The sequence below is a fragment of the Peristeroidobacter soli genome, from assembly GCF_004138485.1.
GTDB lineage: Bacteria > Pseudomonadota > Gammaproteobacteria > Steroidobacterales > Steroidobacteraceae > Steroidobacter > Steroidobacter soli.
In genome coordinates this window covers 986914-1002083 of record NZ_RYEV01000005.1, presented here as the reverse complement: position 1 = coordinate 1002083, position 15170 = coordinate 986914, and the positions used below count along the sequence as shown (strand labels likewise).

14 protein-coding genes are annotated in these 15170 nt (G+C 62.5%); 6 read left to right on the top strand and 8 right to left on the bottom strand.

The window, feature by feature from the left end:
• Positions 1-8 precede the first annotated feature (8 nt).
• The 4 genes from EKO19_RS25670 to dgcN all read right to left on the bottom strand — a co-directional run bounded on the left by EKO19_RS25670 (position 9) and on the right by dgcN (position 2658).
• Positions 9-434, bottom strand: a complete 426-nt coding sequence (locus EKO19_RS25670) for a hypothetical protein (protein WP_129779897.1) — start codon at positions 432-434, stop codon at positions 9-11.
• A gap of 257 nt (positions 435-691) precedes the next feature.
• Positions 692-1066, bottom strand: a complete 375-nt coding sequence (locus EKO19_RS25665) for a hypothetical protein (RefSeq protein ID WP_129779895.1) — start codon at positions 1064-1066, stop codon at positions 692-694.
• 42 nt (positions 1067-1108) lie between these two features.
• The gene (locus EKO19_RS25660) at positions 1109-1468 is read right to left on the bottom strand and encodes a hypothetical protein (protein WP_129779893.1); all 360 of its coding nucleotides are present in this window, start codon (positions 1466-1468) and stop codon (positions 1109-1111) included.
• Positions 1469-1650: 182 nt separating this feature from the next.
• On the bottom strand, positions 1651-2658 hold the full coding sequence (gene dgcN / locus EKO19_RS25655; protein WP_129779891.1) for an N-acetyltransferase DgcN: 1008 nt from the start codon (positions 2656-2658) through the stop codon (positions 1651-1653).
• A gap of 203 nt (positions 2659-2861) precedes the next feature.
• Here dgcN and EKO19_RS25650 point away from each other — a divergent pair, with 203 nt between their 5' ends.
• The 6 genes from EKO19_RS25650 (at position 2862) to EKO19_RS25625 (ending at position 11676) form a co-directional block, all read left to right on the top strand.
• The gene (locus EKO19_RS25650) at positions 2862-3965 is read left to right on the top strand and encodes a YkvI family membrane protein (RefSeq protein ID WP_129779889.1); all 1104 of its coding nucleotides are present in this window, start codon (positions 2862-2864) and stop codon (positions 3963-3965) included.
• 50 nt (positions 3966-4015) lie between these two features.
• Positions 4016-5545 (top strand): N-acyl-D-amino-acid deacylase family protein, encoded by a 1530-nt coding sequence (locus tag EKO19_RS25645; protein ID WP_129779887.1) that lies wholly within the window; start codon positions 4016-4018, stop codon positions 5543-5545.
• A gap of 5 nt (positions 5546-5550) precedes the next feature.
• Positions 5551-7083 carry an alpha/beta hydrolase family protein gene (locus EKO19_RS25640; protein ID WP_129779885.1) on the top strand — a complete coding sequence of 511 codons (1533 nt, stop codon included), beginning with the start codon at positions 5551-5553 and terminating at the stop codon, positions 7081-7083.
• A 132-nt stretch (positions 7084-7215) separates the two neighbouring features.
• The gene (locus EKO19_RS25635) at positions 7216-9501 is read left to right on the top strand and encodes a TonB-dependent receptor (protein ID WP_129779883.1); all 2286 of its coding nucleotides are present in this window, start codon (positions 7216-7218) and stop codon (positions 9499-9501) included.
• A gap of 4 nt (positions 9502-9505) precedes the next feature.
• Positions 9506-10915 (top strand): amidase family protein, encoded by a 1410-nt coding sequence (locus EKO19_RS25630; RefSeq protein WP_157995438.1) that lies wholly within the window; start codon positions 9506-9508, stop codon positions 10913-10915.
• Positions 10916-11034: 119 nt separating this feature from the next.
• Positions 11035-11676: an FMN-binding negative transcriptional regulator gene (locus EKO19_RS25625; RefSeq protein WP_129779879.1), complete on the top strand. Its 642-nt coding sequence runs from the start codon at positions 11035-11037 to the stop codon at positions 11674-11676.
• Here EKO19_RS25625 and EKO19_RS25620 read toward each other — a convergent pair.
• From EKO19_RS25620 to EKO19_RS25605, 4 genes are read right to left on the bottom strand one after another with little or no spacing between them, the layout of a single operon-like run.
• Positions 11651-12352, bottom strand: a complete 702-nt coding sequence (locus tag EKO19_RS25620) for an aspartate/glutamate racemase family protein (protein WP_129779877.1) — start codon at positions 12350-12352, stop codon at positions 11651-11653. The two genes, EKO19_RS25625 and EKO19_RS25620, sit on opposite strands and share 26 nt — an antisense overlap.
• A gap of 4 nt (positions 12353-12356) precedes the next feature.
• Positions 12357-12731, bottom strand: a complete 375-nt coding sequence (locus EKO19_RS25615) for a nuclear transport factor 2 family protein (protein ID WP_129779875.1) — start codon at positions 12729-12731, stop codon at positions 12357-12359.
• 5 nt (positions 12732-12736) lie between these two features.
• The gene (locus tag EKO19_RS25610; RefSeq protein ID WP_217705577.1) at positions 12737-13651 is read right to left on the bottom strand and encodes a 3-hydroxyacyl-CoA dehydrogenase NAD-binding domain-containing protein; all 915 of its coding nucleotides are present in this window, start codon (positions 13649-13651) and stop codon (positions 12737-12739) included.
• Positions 13652-13661: 10 nt separating this feature from the next.
• The gene (locus tag EKO19_RS25605) at positions 13662-15089 is read right to left on the bottom strand and encodes an aldehyde dehydrogenase family protein (protein WP_129779871.1); all 1428 of its coding nucleotides are present in this window, start codon (positions 15087-15089) and stop codon (positions 13662-13664) included.
• Positions 15090-15170 lie beyond the last annotated feature (81 nt).

Genomic DNA, 15170 nt, shown 5'->3' with positions numbered 1-15170 from the left:
CCCATCCGTCATTCGACGGAGACCTTGGCGCTCCAGTCGACCTCCAGCGCAAAGTATCGACTTGCCCAAGTCCCTCCAGCAAGCGCCGGACACTTGCCATCGTAGGTGTGGCTCACCAGATAGTCATACTCGATGAACTTGAATTCCAAGGCTTCGAGCGAGCCCAGAATTCTGGAAAGCAGATCTGAATCGACACAGTCTTGAACCGTCGCCAGATCTCCAAAATGAGAGAGCACGATCCAAGCCAGGGCAGCATCATCGCTCGTCGAAGCGATGCGACAGTGAGCCAACCCGGTGCTGTCCTGGTATAGCGCGGGGGGATGCAATAGTCGCTCGTGCAATGCCCTTACGCGAGCCTCTGCAACAGCGTCGTCATAGCCCTCCGGAGCCAACGCTTGTATGGAATCAGCGCCGACCAACCATTCTTCTACCACTGTGGCATCAGTGAATCGACTGATGGGTCAGTGCGTGCCTCACATCCTCGATGATCTTCCGGAGCTGAGCTTTGGCCTCGAGACTGATTTTGCTTTCATCGCTTCTCCCGCAAAACCGGCAATGGTCTGTATTCCGCCCCCACATCCTGCGATGTCGGACCTAAGATCACGATTTTCATAAGAAGCAGAATGGAACAGAGACGATTGCGCTGACGGTGGCTGTCGCTCGTCCTCTTCGACTGCCGCCCGAACTAGTATTAAAAACACTGCCCCGAATATCCCCCCACGGAAACGATCTGCGCCGAGCAACTGGTTGCCGGGTCGTAGAAGACCATCACGCGAGTCCCGCTGGCCTGTGCGGTCAGCAGCTGCGCAAGAAATGTCTTCAGCGCATCGACCGTGGACCCGGGCGCCAGCTGCTGTAAGGCAAAGGACACGCCACCGGGCGCATCGCTCACGCACCCTGGAATACCGGGTGACAACGCGACACTGATGGAAGGATTGGTGGTGTTGAAACCGAGATAGTTGGTCACACCCGTCACGGTTTGACAGCCCGACCACTGGCCGGCGCCGAAGCTGAGGGAGGGAACGCTGCACGCGAGCAGCAGGGTTGCAAACTTGATGAGTCTCATGAGCCTGTCCTTGCTTGATTTGCGAACTAACGAATCGTTACATCAGCTCTCGACGACGATGTATTGCAATGTTTCGTAATTGGTATGCAGCAGACAGGTGCCGGTGCCGACGACCTGAAGCAGAGTTTGCGTGTACTGGGCCGCCAGCAGCTGCGCATAGATCGCCTTGCCGGTGGACTGGCTGATATCCAGCACAAAATCCCAGCTGGAGACGCTCGCACTACAGGTGGGCTCCTGCGAATAGGCGCCATCGATTTTGAGGAAGACCTTGTCGACGTGCTGTTGCGCCAGGTGCACGGAAGTGATGCGGCCGGTTTTTTCCCCAGCGCTCGCCGTTGCTGAGGCGATCATCGACAGCGCGCAGCTCGTCCTCAGGAGAGCAGTCATCCATTTCGAGCTCATGCGACTCTTCCCTGACTCGACTCGGTTGTTTGTTATTCAGTCAGGCGCAAAATTGCATTCGCGGCAAGCGACTGTCAACTGGTTTCACCGACCTTATATTTCGAATCAGGGTTTCACCCAACGCCTCGCGTTGACAATGAAACCCGTTCAACCGCCGGGGAGCGGAGACTCAGCCAGTGGCGTCAGGCTGGCCAGATCGTCTGAATGTGATCGACGATGCGGTCCATGCCATGACGGATCGGATCGCGACAAGGCAGGCCCGTCTGGCTCTCGATCTGGGCGATCGATTCCTGGATCTGCGCTTCGGTCATGCGCGATGTATTGATCGCTACGCCGACGGCGCGAGCCTTGGGGTTGGTCAAGCGAGCAGCGCGCACCGTGGCGGCGATGCACTCCTCGAGATCCGCGACCGGGTAGTGATCGAAGCCGACGAGCTGACGACGCACCGGCTCGTGACACACGACCAGCGCATCCGGCTGGCTGCCGTGGATCAAGCCGAGCGTGACACCGGCGTACGCCGGATGAAACAACGTGCCCTGCCCCTCGATCACATCCCAATGATCCGGGTCATTCGCCGGTGACAGCCACTCGGCCGCGCCGGAAATGAAATCGGCGACCACCGAATCGACCGCCACGCCGCGGCCTGAAATGAAGATGCCGGTCTGACCGGTGGCGCGGAAGTCCGCCTTCATGCCGCGGGCACGCATCGACTTCTCGATGGCGAGCGCGGTGTACTTCTTGCCGACGGCGCAGTCGGTGCCGACCGTGAGCAGACGAAGCCCGGGACGTTTGCGGCCATTGCCGGGCGGAAACGTTTGAGTGGGCTGACGCACGTCATGCAGCGTGCGGCCGAGACGCTTCGCGGTATCGCGAATGACCGGCATATCCGCCAGCCGCGTGTGCATGCCGGCGGCGATATCGAGCCCCGCCTCGAGTGCGGCGACGATGGTCGGAATCCAGCTGTCCGGAATGAAGCCGCCGGCATTCGCGATGCCGATGATCATGGTCTTCGCGCCCTTCTCCGCGGCGACTTGCGGAGTCATCTCCGGCAGCCCCAGATCCACAGTGCCGCCGGCCACGCGAATCTGGCCAACGCAGAATTCCGGCCGCCACTGCAGGATGCCGGCGGCCGTTTTCGCTGCGGCCAGCTCGACGACATCCCCCAAGAACAGCAAATATGGACTCAACATGCGATGCCCCTCCTAGTGGGCTCTCGATACAGATGCGCTACAGTAACCTGCCGCGAGCCACGAAACTTCTCCCCACGGCGCGGGCGCTTAGCAGATTGGCAGGCGGGTGGCGCCGATGTGCGAAGTGACCCATCCTGGCCGCCAAGCGAATCCAGCAACGGCACGCGCACGCTTGAACGCTACACAGTGGGGAGCTGCAGACTTTGTCGTTACGTCACTTTCTCGAGCGCTACATCGTCCCGGGCCTGGTCATCCAGGCGGTCATCGTCGGCGGCGGTTACGCCACCGGCCGCGAGCTGGTGGAATTCTTCGTCAGCAAGGGACCCGCCACCGGTCTGCTCGGCATGATCATCACGGCGGCACTGTTCAGCGCCGGTTCGATGATCGCGTTCGAGCTGGCGCGCCGCCATCGCACCTTCGACTACAAGAGCTTCTGCGCCGTCTATCTCGGCCGCTTCGGCTCGACGATTTTCGAGCTCGGCTACTTCTGCTCGCTGCTGCTGGTGCTGGCCGTGATCTCGGCTGCGGCCGCCAAGCTGCTCGCTGAAATGTTCGGCTCGCCCGAGCTCATGAACGCCACGGTGTTCCTGATCGTGGTCGCGGCGCTGGTGTTCTTCGGCAACCGGGTGATCGAGCGCCTGATCTCGGCGTGGTCAGTGCTGTTTTACGCGACCTACCTGACCATGTTCCTGTTCGTCTGGTCGAAGTTCGGCGATACCATGACGGCGTCCATCGATGCCGAGCCCATTCGCTGGGGGACCGCCATCGTCAACGGCGTGAGCTATACCGGTTACAACATTTCCGTGCTGCCCATTTTGATTTTCGTCGCACGCCACTTCACCTCTCGCTCCGAAGCGTTGATTGCCGGGGCGCTCGCGGGGCCGCTCGTGCTGTTGCCGGGCTTTGCATTTCTGCTGGCGCTATCGGCCTTTTATCCGCAGATCGTGAGCGCTCCGCTGCCCGTGTCCGTGGTGCTGGAGCAGTTGGACATCGCCTGGATGAGCACCGTCGTGCAGCTGGTCATTCTCGGCGCCTTGTTCAAGACCGGCGCCGGTTTGTTGCACGGCCTGAACGAGCGGGTCGCGCGCACTTACGTGGATAAGGGCGAGTCGATGCCGCCCTGGTTGCGTCCGGCCATCGCGGTCGGCGCCATGGTGATTGCCGCGTACTTCGCGACCACCATCGGCTTGATCGATCTCATCGGGCGCGGCTACCGCTACAGCTCCGCGTTCTTCCTGATCGTGTTCCTGCTGCCGTTGCTGACCCGCGGCGCCTGGCTGGTGCTGCGCGAGCAGCGCGCCACCTGAGCGCGATCTGTCGCATAATCGAGCACGCTTCTGGCTTGGAGAGGTCCCTCATGAAACGGCTGTTCGCACTCTTGCTCGCCGCTGCCCCGCTCCTGGCCTTTGCGGCCGAGACGCCGAATCTGGACAGCGTCGTCATTGCCGACGTCACCATCGTCGATGGCACCGGCGCGCCGGCTCGAAAAGGTTCGGTTCGCATCGCCGATGGCCGCATCGTCGCGGTCGGCGATGTGATCCCCGGCAACAGCGAGATCGTGATCGACGGCGAAGGCAAGACGCTCGCGCCCGGCTTCATCGACACGCACAGTCATCACGACTACGACATCCCCAAGTCGCCGGACATGGTGGCGGTCACCAGTCAGGGAGTCACGACCATCATCGTCGGCCAGGACGGCACCTCGCAATGGCCGCTGAAGGAGTTCTACGCCAGGCTCGAGAAGGACCCGATCGCCGTCAACGTCGGCTCCTATTCCGGTCACAACACGCTGCGCGAGCAAGGCATGGGCAGCGCGCGTCGCCCCGCGACCGATGATGAAATCGCCCGCATGAGCCAGCTGCTCGAAGACGACATGGCGGCCGGCGCCTTCGGTCTGTCGACGGGATTGATCTACGAAACCGGCAACTTCTCCACGCCGGCGGAAGTCGTCGCATTGGCCAGGGTCTCGGCGCGACTCGGCGGTCGTTACATCAGTCACATTCGCAACGAGGGCTTCGATCTCATGCCTTCGTTGCAGGAAGTCATCGACATCGGCCGTGCGACCGGCGCTCCCGTGCAGGTCTCGCACATCAAGATCGGTGTAAAGAAGCTCTGGGGCACCTCGGACAAAGTGCTGAAGCTGCTGAACGACGCACGCGCCTCCGGCGTGGACATCACGGCCGACATCTATCCTTACACGTATTGGCAATCCACGATGCGCGTGATGTTTCCAAACAAGGTGTACGACGATCGTAAGGGCCTGGAGCTCATGCTCAAGGAATCGACGCCACCGGAGGGGCTGCACTTCGCGCGCTACCAACCCGATCCGAGCATCGTGGGCAAGTCGCTCGCGCAGCTGGCCAAGGAACGCAACGCCAACCCGGTGGACTTGTATCTGACGCTGATGAAACTGGCCATCGACTACGAGAAGGCGCACCCCGAGGAGGAGCGGGTCGAGTCCGTGATCGGCGAGAGCATGCGGGAGGACGACGTGACTCACCTGATGACCTGGGAGCACGCGAACATTTGTTCGGATGGCCTGTCCATCGGCCATCCGCGCGGGCATGGCACCTTCCCGCGGGTGCTCGGTCACTATGTGCGCGATAAGAAAGCGATGACGCTGGAGCAAGGCGTCTACAAGATGACGGGGCTCGCCGCGAAACATCTGGGCATCACCGATCGCGGCACGATCGCCGAAGGCATGAGCGCCGACCTGGTGCTGTTCGATCCCGCCACCATCAACGATCGCGCGACCCTGCAAAACCCGACGGCGCTGTCTGTCGGCATCGAGAGCGTCTGGGTCAACGGCAGGCTCGTGTATCAGGACCGCCGTACGACCGGCATGCACCCGGGACAAGTGGTGCGCGCAGCCAAAAAGACCGAGTAGCCCGCTTGCTCATTACAGATGCGATCCTGATGGCGAGTTGCCTCGCCGCCCTGCTGCGTCCCCCGCGTCAGGCATTCATGCTGGCGGCGATCGGCACGATCGCCGGAGTAACGTCGATTGTCTGCAATAGCTGGCAGGCGACGCCCGCACTGCTCGCGGCGCTCATTGGCATGGCCGTCGCCGCCATGCCTGCTCATGCGTCGCGCTGGCCGATGCGTTGGGCCCGTAGAGCGCTCGTCGGCGTAGCGATCGGTTGCCTCGTTGCGAGTGCCGCACTGTTTTATTCCCTGCCGATTTTCTCCCTGCCGACGCCAGACGGCCCCCATGTCGTCGGCACCCGGCAGTTCGAGCTCATCGATCCGTCACGCACCGGCGTCATGGAAGATGCTCCGGGCACGCCCAGGAGAATCCTGGTGCGCGCCTGGTATCCGGCCTCCAATGTCGAAGGCCTGAGCACTCGACCGTATCTGACCGGACGGGAAGTCGACGATCACGCCATCGATGTGTTCAGCGACTTTGGCCTGCCGCAATTCGTCTACCGCCATTTCAGCCGGGTACGCACGCACAGCTACACGGATGCGCCGGCCGATGTTTCCGCCTCCTTGCCGGTGGTGGTATTCAGTCACGGCTACTGGTGCTGGCCCGGGCAGAACACGGCGCTGATGGAAAAGCTGGCGAGTCACGGTTATCTGGTATTCAGCGTCGGCCATCCCTACGACGGCGGCACCATGACCTTCGCCGATGGCACGAAGATTCCAGTGTCGCCGGGGAAGAAGTCGGCTCAGGTGCCTACCGCAGGCATGATCAAGTACTGGACCGGCGCGAATCACGATGCGCGCTATGCCGCGCTTCGCCAGTATCAGATCGACTTCGACCATCATCGGGTCATGCAAAGTTTCAACGCATGGCGCGACGATCTGCGTTTCTTCGTGGATCAATTGACAGCGAATCGTCTGCCGGCGGCTGCGCATGAGCTGCAAGAAGTCGCCGACGATCGGCGCCTCGGGTTTGCCGGCATGTCCTTCGGCGGCACCAGCTCGGCGTCCGCGTGTCATCACGACGCGCGCTGCAAGGCTGCCGTGAACCTGGACGGCGAAGAGTTCGACTGGAATTTATACAACGCGAATGTCCGCATGCCGCTCGGCGTACTGCATGCGGACTGGGTGCGGTATCCACCGTTCGGTCCGAACTCGGCGGACCCTGCTTTCAACCTCCTGTGCGGATACGCCTATGAGACGTGGAGCACCGCCGGAGAAAACAACGGCGTCACGCGAGCCCGACTCATCGGCGCGCGCCATCTCGGACTCACCGATCTGCCGCTATCGGCGCGAGGCCCTCTGGCCGAGCGCCTCTACGGTCATGGCGACGGCCAACAACTGGTCGCAGCGACCAACGCGTTCGTGCTGAGCTTCTTCGACGCTCACCTGAAACAAGTAACACAGCCGGCCTTCCCGCAGGCCGTTTTTGACCGGCACCCGACTCGACTGGCGCCGCACCGGAATAGCGCCGTGCGCGAGTGGTGGACCCGGCGCAGCTGAAGTCGCCAACCCCTTTTGCAAACTTCGCGGTCCTGGCCGCGAGGACGCTGCCGCCGCCCCTGTTACCCTCCCCTCGTCCTGACAACAGTCGCGGGCAGTCTGCTGGCACATAAGCCCGCCAGGGGAGAACAAATGCGTCAGTCTCAACTCATGAGCGCCGGATGGCTCGCCACGCCAATGCTGGCATTGGCGATCAACACACCGGCCAGCGCCGCTGAAGACACCGATAGCGTGGTCCTCGAAGCGGTAGTCGTCACCGCCCAGAAACGCCAGGAATCGATTCAATCGGTGCCCATCAGCATCACCGCGCTCGGCAGCGAACAGCTCGAAGCGATGCGCGTGCAAGGCGTGGAGGACTACGTCTACTCCATTCCGAATGCGACGTTCGTGAACTCCGGACCGTTCTGGGGCCAGACCGTGAGCTTTCGCGGCATCAGCCGCATCTCCGGCAAATATGAAGTCGTTTCCGTCGCGGTCGACGATGTGAGTTTCGGCGCGATCAGCTCCAACACCATTCTCGCTTCGCATCTGGTCGACTTCGAGCGCATCGAAGTGTTGCGCGGCCCGCAGGGCACGTTGAGCGGACGCAACGCGCTCGGCGGCTCGATCAACCTGGTCACCGCGCAACCCAATCCGAACGAGTATCAACTCAAGCTGACCGGCGATTTCGCTCGCTTCGGCACGACGCTCGGCAAGGCCGTGTTGAACACGCCGCTGAGCGACACCCTAGCCATGCGTGTGTCGGCCTATACGGAGCACAGCGACGGCGCCATCAAGAACATCGGCCCCGCCGGCGGCTCTTCGGGCTACGACTACAGCGGCGGTCGCGTCGCGTTCCGTCTGCTGGCGACCGATCGTTTGACGCTCGATGCCAGCTTCGGCACCGAGCAACGCAATCGTAACTTCGACAACTGGACCACCGGCGACTTCACCGATCCGGCCATTCAGGCGGCCAACACCGCCGCGCTGGCAAGCTGGGGCGGCACGTATCTGAACCAGGTCGACTTCTTCAAGGACGTGGGCAACAACGGCGCCAACGTCAAGAAAGACATCGGCGAGTTCACCCGCGTCGAGGACACGCTGGCCTCGTTCAAGGCGACCTACGATCTCGGTGAGCATCAGATCCAGCTCATCTACGGCCACTTCGACTACGAGGTGCGTTACCGCGAGGACTACGACCAGACCGAATACGCCTGGTGGATGACCGATCGCCGCAACGAGACCCAGACCGACAGCGCCGAGCTGCGATTCACCTCGAACTATGCCGGCCCCATCAACTGGGTCGCCGGCATCAGTTATCTCGACGAAACATTCAAGACGCGCGCGGAAGATCGTATCGGCGCGTGGGCGCACACCGGCGGCACGCCGAGCTACGGCGGCGTCGACGGCGGCTACGTGCCCGCTTATATCGGGCTCGGCTACGACCAGATGCAGAGCCTCGGCTTCTTCGCCAACCTGTCATGGAACATCAGCGACACGCTGCGGCTGTCGGCCGGCGGCCGTTACAGCATCGAGGACACGAAGTACGCCTCGACCAACGTGTTCGATATCGTCAATCCACCGCTGGTCGATCCGGTGATGCCCGCGACCACGGACGGCGAGATCAAGGAGTTCTCGCCACGCGTGGCGTTGAACTATGACTTCGCGCCCGATCAGACGACGTACGTGCAGTATTCGACCGGCTATCGCGCCGGCTATGGCAACGACTCGCGCACGGTCGCGCTCGGCAAGCCCGCCGACGTCGATCCGGAATATCTGGTCAATTACGAGATCGGCTACAAGGGCCGCCTGCTCGACGATCGGCTGACCGTCTCGGCCGCCGTGTTCTACATGGACTACGACGATCTGCAGGTGCCGCTCACGATTCCAAACGGCACCGAAGGCAACACCTCGGGCTTCACGCTCGGCTATGACATGAATGCCGGCAGCGCGCACACGCAGGGATTCGAGCTCGAGACATCGGCACTCGTGAGCGACGGCCTGCGCCTCGACTTCGGCGTGGGCTACACCGAAGCCGTCATCGATCAGGCCGACATCAACGGCGTGCGCTATCGCGACTTCGATATTCCCAACGTGCGCCCCTGGACGGTGAAGGCCGCCGCCACCTACACGACGCCGTTCACGAACGATCTGCAGGCCACGTATCGCCTCGACTATACCTGGCAGGACGAGCTGTACTGGCAAGGCCTGCTGACCAATGAGGGTTACTTCATCGACAACTTCCAGACGGTGGACCTGAGCGCGACGCTCAAGGCCAACCGGCACTGGTCGGTGAGTGCCTATGTCACCAACGCGCTCGACGAGAAGTACTACGAATCCATCGGCTGGGTCGAAGTGGGCTTCCGCGGGCGCATGGTCTACACCCCGCCGCGCCTGTTCGGCCTGCGGGTCACATACGAGATCGGTGGAAGCAAGTAGGTTCATGATGAATTCGACGGACGCATTGGCCATTGGCCGTTTGGATGCTCACGGACAGGCGGAACTGGTCCGTTCCGGTGAGCTCAGCGCCAGGGAACTCGTGGAAGCGGCCATCGCGCGCATCGAAGCGCTCGATCCAGCGCTCAACGCGGTGACACATCGCGCATTCGAACAGGCGCGGCAGAAAGCAGCGACCTCGAACGGCGATTCGGCACTCAGCAGCGTGCCGTACCTGTTGAAAGACGGCATGGACTACGCGGGCATGCCCAGCCGCAGCGGCTCACGTCTGAAAAAGAATGCACCGCCGATGAGCGCCGGCAGCGAATATTCGAATCGACTCGATCGCGCCGGTCTCATCCCGCTCGGCAAGACCAATGCGCCGGAGTTCGGCTTGCTGCCGACGACCGAGCCGGTGCTCTACGGCGCGTCTCGCAATCCTTGGAATGTCGCGTACTCCAGCGGTGGTTCGAGTGGCGGCGCGGGCGCGGTCGTCGCCGCCGGCATGGTGGCACTTGCTCATGCCGCCGACGGTGGCGGCTCGATTCGTATTCCCGCCTCGTGCTGTGGCGTCTTCGGCCTGAAGCCGAGCCGTGGCGCCAATGTTAGAGCGCGCGGTCCGCACATCATCGAGGATTTCCTCGTTGGCGACACGCTGCTGTCTCGCTCGATCCGCGATGCCGCCTGGGCATTCGCAGTCACGACGCCAGATCAAAAGCAACCGCTCACATTCAATCCCAAGTCACGCCGCCTGCGCATCGGCTTTGCGCTCGAGAATTTCAACGACGAGCAACCCTCGCCCGACGTCGCGGCGGTCATTCGGCGCTCCGCCGAGCTGTGCCAGCGCCTCGGCCACACGGTTGAAGAGATCAAGCGCCCCTTCGACGGCCCGGCGGTGGATCGCGCGTTCAAGCTGATCTGGGCGTATCTCGCGCAGGATCTGGTGAGCTCGTCGCGGGCTGCGCTTCGCGAAGGCCGGCTCGAAGATGTGCTGGAGCCGTGGACCATGAACCTCGGTGCCAGCAGCGAAAGCCTGACGCTGACCGACGTCGATCAGATCTTCTCCGAAGCGGCCACGGCCGGCCGCGCGCTGGAAGATTTCTATTCGCGCTACGACGTGCTGCTGACGCCGGTCCTGAAACATTCGCCGCTGCCGCTGGGCGCACTCGCGCCGACGCAGGCCTTCGAGCCCATGTATGCACGCATGTTTGATTACGTTTCGTACACGCCCCTGCAGAATCTGACCGGCACGCCGGCCATGTCGGTGCCGCTGTATATGAGCGATAACGGCCTGCCCGTCGGCTCGATGTTTGCCGCCGGTCGCGGCCAGGACGAGTTGCTGCTGCAGCTGGCCTTCGAACTGGAGCAGGCAGAGCCGTGGGCGGCACGCTGGCCCAAGTTTTCCGTGGGAGCCTGAGATCCGGGATGGCCGGCGGTCAGGAAGACCACCGGCCCTTCCCCCGTGGTGCAGCCGGATCACTACCCCTAGCACCGTAAGCAACCAGCTGCCCCAGAGCCGTGGCTAGACTGCTCTACATGAGCAATCCAGCAGCCGCCCGAACGATGTACGCGCCGAGCCACTTTGCAGCGGCCGATCCCGTCGCCATCGTCAGAAAATATCCCTTCGCCCATCTGATTACGGCCACGGGAGAAGAAACCTACGCGACACCGACGCCGATCTTCTTCGAGACCGACGACACGGTCACGACGCTGATCGGTCACATGACTCGCATCAATCCGCAAGCGCAGACGCTGCAGACCGGGCAGCAGGTGCTGGCGGTGTTTCCCGGCCCGCACACGTATATTTCCGCGAGCTGGTACAAGACGCTGCTGACCGTGCCGACCTGGGACTATGTGTCCGCGCAAATCCGTGGGCGGCTCGAGATCATCGATGACGATGAGGGTCAGATCAAAGTGCTACGTCGCGTCGCCGAGGTGCTGGAACGTGACAACGAGCACCCGTGGACGCTCGAACAGGCGCCGCCGGGCAAAGTGGCGCAGCTGTTGCCTCGCATACGTTCGTTCCGTATCAGGGTCGAGCGCATCGAAGGCGTGACCAAGCTGAATCAATCCCACCCGCTCTCCGATCGCATGCTGATCATTCAGCAGCTGCTGGCGCGTCAGGACTCGGACAGTCGTGAGATTGCGCGCCTCATGGCGCACCTGCCGTCAACATAGAGCGCAGCTGTTCAACTGCGGTACGCGGTGTCGTGAGCACAGGCGACGACACCGCAGCCTGCACCGCTGGCGCTGCCTGTGCCAGCGAGAACTGGCCAAGAATCAAACAATCCGTCGACGGCATGTCGGCGGCAACGGCCGCGGCCAGCTGATCGTGAGTCTCGCCATCGCCGCTCTTCAACGCGGCCAATGCACCATCGATCACACGACTCGCGATCGAAACTTCCACACCACGCTCGGCGGCCATCTGTCGCAACTCCGCTTCCAGCGCGGGCAGCGACGGAGGAAACGTCACCATCAATCCGATATTGCGCCCCATGTCGAGGGCGCGATTGAACGTCGCCTCATTGGGCCGCAGCACCGGCATCGGCAACGCAGCCTTCACCGCATCGATGGCTGGACCGAATGCCGAGCACGTGAAGAGGATGGCGGCCGTGCGACCGCCCTCACCCTCCGACGCCGCCGCATAGCGACCCAGCGTCAGGAAACGATCGATCATCGACTGATCGAGCTTGCCGGCATGAGCCAGATCGCGCGCGAGCGAGGAATCGAACACATCGAACGTGATCGCCTCCGGCCAATGCTGAGCGAACGCCTGGTGAATCGGCGGCAGCGACTCCGCCAACGCATGGATGAGCGCAATGCGCGGCCCGCGACAGGATTCACCAGGCTTCATGGGCTCAGGCGTCGACGTGCGTGAACAGCTTGTTCGTGATCAACCAGCGCTCGCCGTTGTGCATGAGGGCGAGATAGTCGAAGTAATTGAACCCGAGCATCGGGCAACGGGCGCGCACGTAGGCGATTTGATTGTGCAGCTGAACGTCCAGCGTCTCCATCTGGAACGACTCACCCTTGGCGTGCGGCGACGGACGGTTCGCGACCGCGTTCAACCAGCCATCCAACGTGTTCTGATACGGCGCGCCGCGCACTTCGCCGAACAGCTGCGCCTGCGGATGAAACACTTCGCGCAGACGCGCCGGGTCGCCGTGGTACAGACCGTCGAAGTAGGTCTTCAACAGCGTGTCGATGTCTTTGCGTGCTTGTGGCTCTTGCATGGTCTCTACTCGTCAATTGTCGGATGCTCGCGTCGCAGCCGCAGGATCTCCATCAGCTGGCGATCGCGCTGTTCCTCGAGCTGTGCGATGTCGCGGCCGCGCACTTCGGCTTGCACGCCGGCGGTGAGCGCCTCGCAGACCTCATTCGTGAGTTTTGGATTGCCCAGGGTCGACCAGCGCCGCTCCTGGCTCGGTCCCAGATGCCGCAGATAGTGTTCGATACCACCGTCACCGCCGCCCAGGTGATAACCCAGATGCGTGCCGATCACCGACCATCGCAGCCCCGGCCCATGAATCAACACACGATCCACATCCTCGACCGATGCAATGCCGTCGGCGACGATGTGCACGGCCTCGCGCCACAGCGCCGACGCCAGGCGATTGCCAATGTGACCGGTCGCTTCCTTCTTCATGCACACCGGCACGCGTCCGACGCCACTGAAGAACTTCACGGCGGCATCCAGCGTCGCCGCGTTCGGTGAGTACAGCTCCACCAGCGGCACCAGGTGCGGCGGATTGAACGGATGCGCGATGACGAAGCGATCGGTATGTTTCAGGCCGCTCGCGAGCTGCGACCAGGTGAACGACGACGTGCTGCTCGCGATGATGCATTCGCGCGTCACCGCCGCTTCGACGTGACTGAACAGCTGCGCCTTCAGCTCGGTTTTCTCGGGCGCATTCTCCTGCACCCAGTCGGTGCCCCACAGCGCCTCTTCGATGCGCTCGAATACCGCGACCGGTTCGCCAGCTTCCGCACCGAGCTCGATGAGCTGGCTCTCGGCACGCGCCACCTTCTCCGGGAATGCAGCTCGAGCTGTGGCCGATGGGTCCCACGCGCGCACTCGATGTCGGCCGACGGCAGCAAACAGCGCCGCCCAGCTGGCACCAATCAAGCCGCATCCCAGAATCGTGACGTTCACGGGAATTCCTTTAAGTGAAGTACCCCATCATGGCCTTGGTCTCGAGGAACTCCTTGAAGCCCTCGCGGCCCCACTCGCGACCATTGCCCGACTGCTTGTAGCCACCGAATGGCGCGAACATATCGCGAGCCGCGCCGTTCACGTGAATCATGCCGGTGCGCATCTTCGATGCCACGCGACGCGCATTGTCGAGATTCTTCGAGTGCACGTGGCCGGAGAGACCGTAGACCGTGTCGTTCGCAATTCGAATCGCGTCGGCCTCGTCTTGGTACGGAATGAGCACCATCACGGGACCAAAGATCTCTTCACGCGCGATGGTCATTTCGTTGTTGACGCCGGCGAAGATGGTCGGCTTCACGAAATAACCTTGGTCGATGCCTTCGGGGCGACCGACGCCACCGATCACCGGCTTCGCGCCCTCCTCGATGCCCTTCGCGATCAACGCCTGCACCCGTTCGAACTGCAATTTGTTCGCGAGCGGACCGGTGGTCACGCCGGCCGCCTTCGGATCGCCGACGACCAATTGCTCCGCGGTCTTGCGTGCGACTTCGACGGCCTCATCGTAACGACTCGCAGGCACGAGCATGCGCGACGGCGCGTTACAGGACTGACCGCTGTTCGTCATCATCCAATTCACGCCATGCGCCACCGAGGCGGCGACATCGGCATCTTCCAGAATGATATTGGCGGACTTGCCGCCCAGCTCCTGAGACACACGCTTGACGGTATCCGCCGCCGCCTTCGCGACGAGCACGCCGGCACGCGTGGAACCCGTGAACGACACCATGTCGATGTCGGGATGACTGGAGAGCGCCGAACCTACCCCCGGACCATCACCGTCGACCAGATTGAACACGCCCTTCGGCACGCCGGCTTCAGCGAGGATCTCAGCGAAGATATGCGCAGTCACAGGCGCAGCTTCGCTGGGCTTCAATACAACCGTGCAGCCAACCGCGAGCGCCGGTGCGACTTTGCAGCTGATCTGATTCAGCGGCCAGTTCCACGGCGTGATCAGACCGCACACGCCGATGGGTTCACGCGCGATCAGCGTCGTGCCCAGGCGTTCTTCGAATTCGAAGTCTTTCAGAATGGTCAGCGCGGTGGACAGGTGACGGAAGCCGCTGCCCGCCTGTGCCTGCACGGCAAGCGTCATCGGCGCGCCCATTTCATCGGAGACAGCCTGCGCGAGTCGATCGATGTTCGCTTCGTACACTTTGACGATGCGTTCGAGCAGCGCGATGCGCTCTTCCCGCGTGGTCTGCGAATACGTCACGAATGCGGCACGTGCGGCCTTCACCGCCACGTCGACGTCTTCGGCCGTGCCCAGCAGGATGCGCCCGACGGGCTGTTCGGTCGCCGGATTGATCACCAGCGATTCTTTGCGTCCAGCCGGAGTCAGCCACTCGCCATTGATGAAGAACTGCCTGCAATCGTACATGACACCCTCGAAGCAATGCTCAAGGATGCAGTACACCACACGGATGTCCCGATCGTGCTGACATCGGCGCGTGAGGCGTTG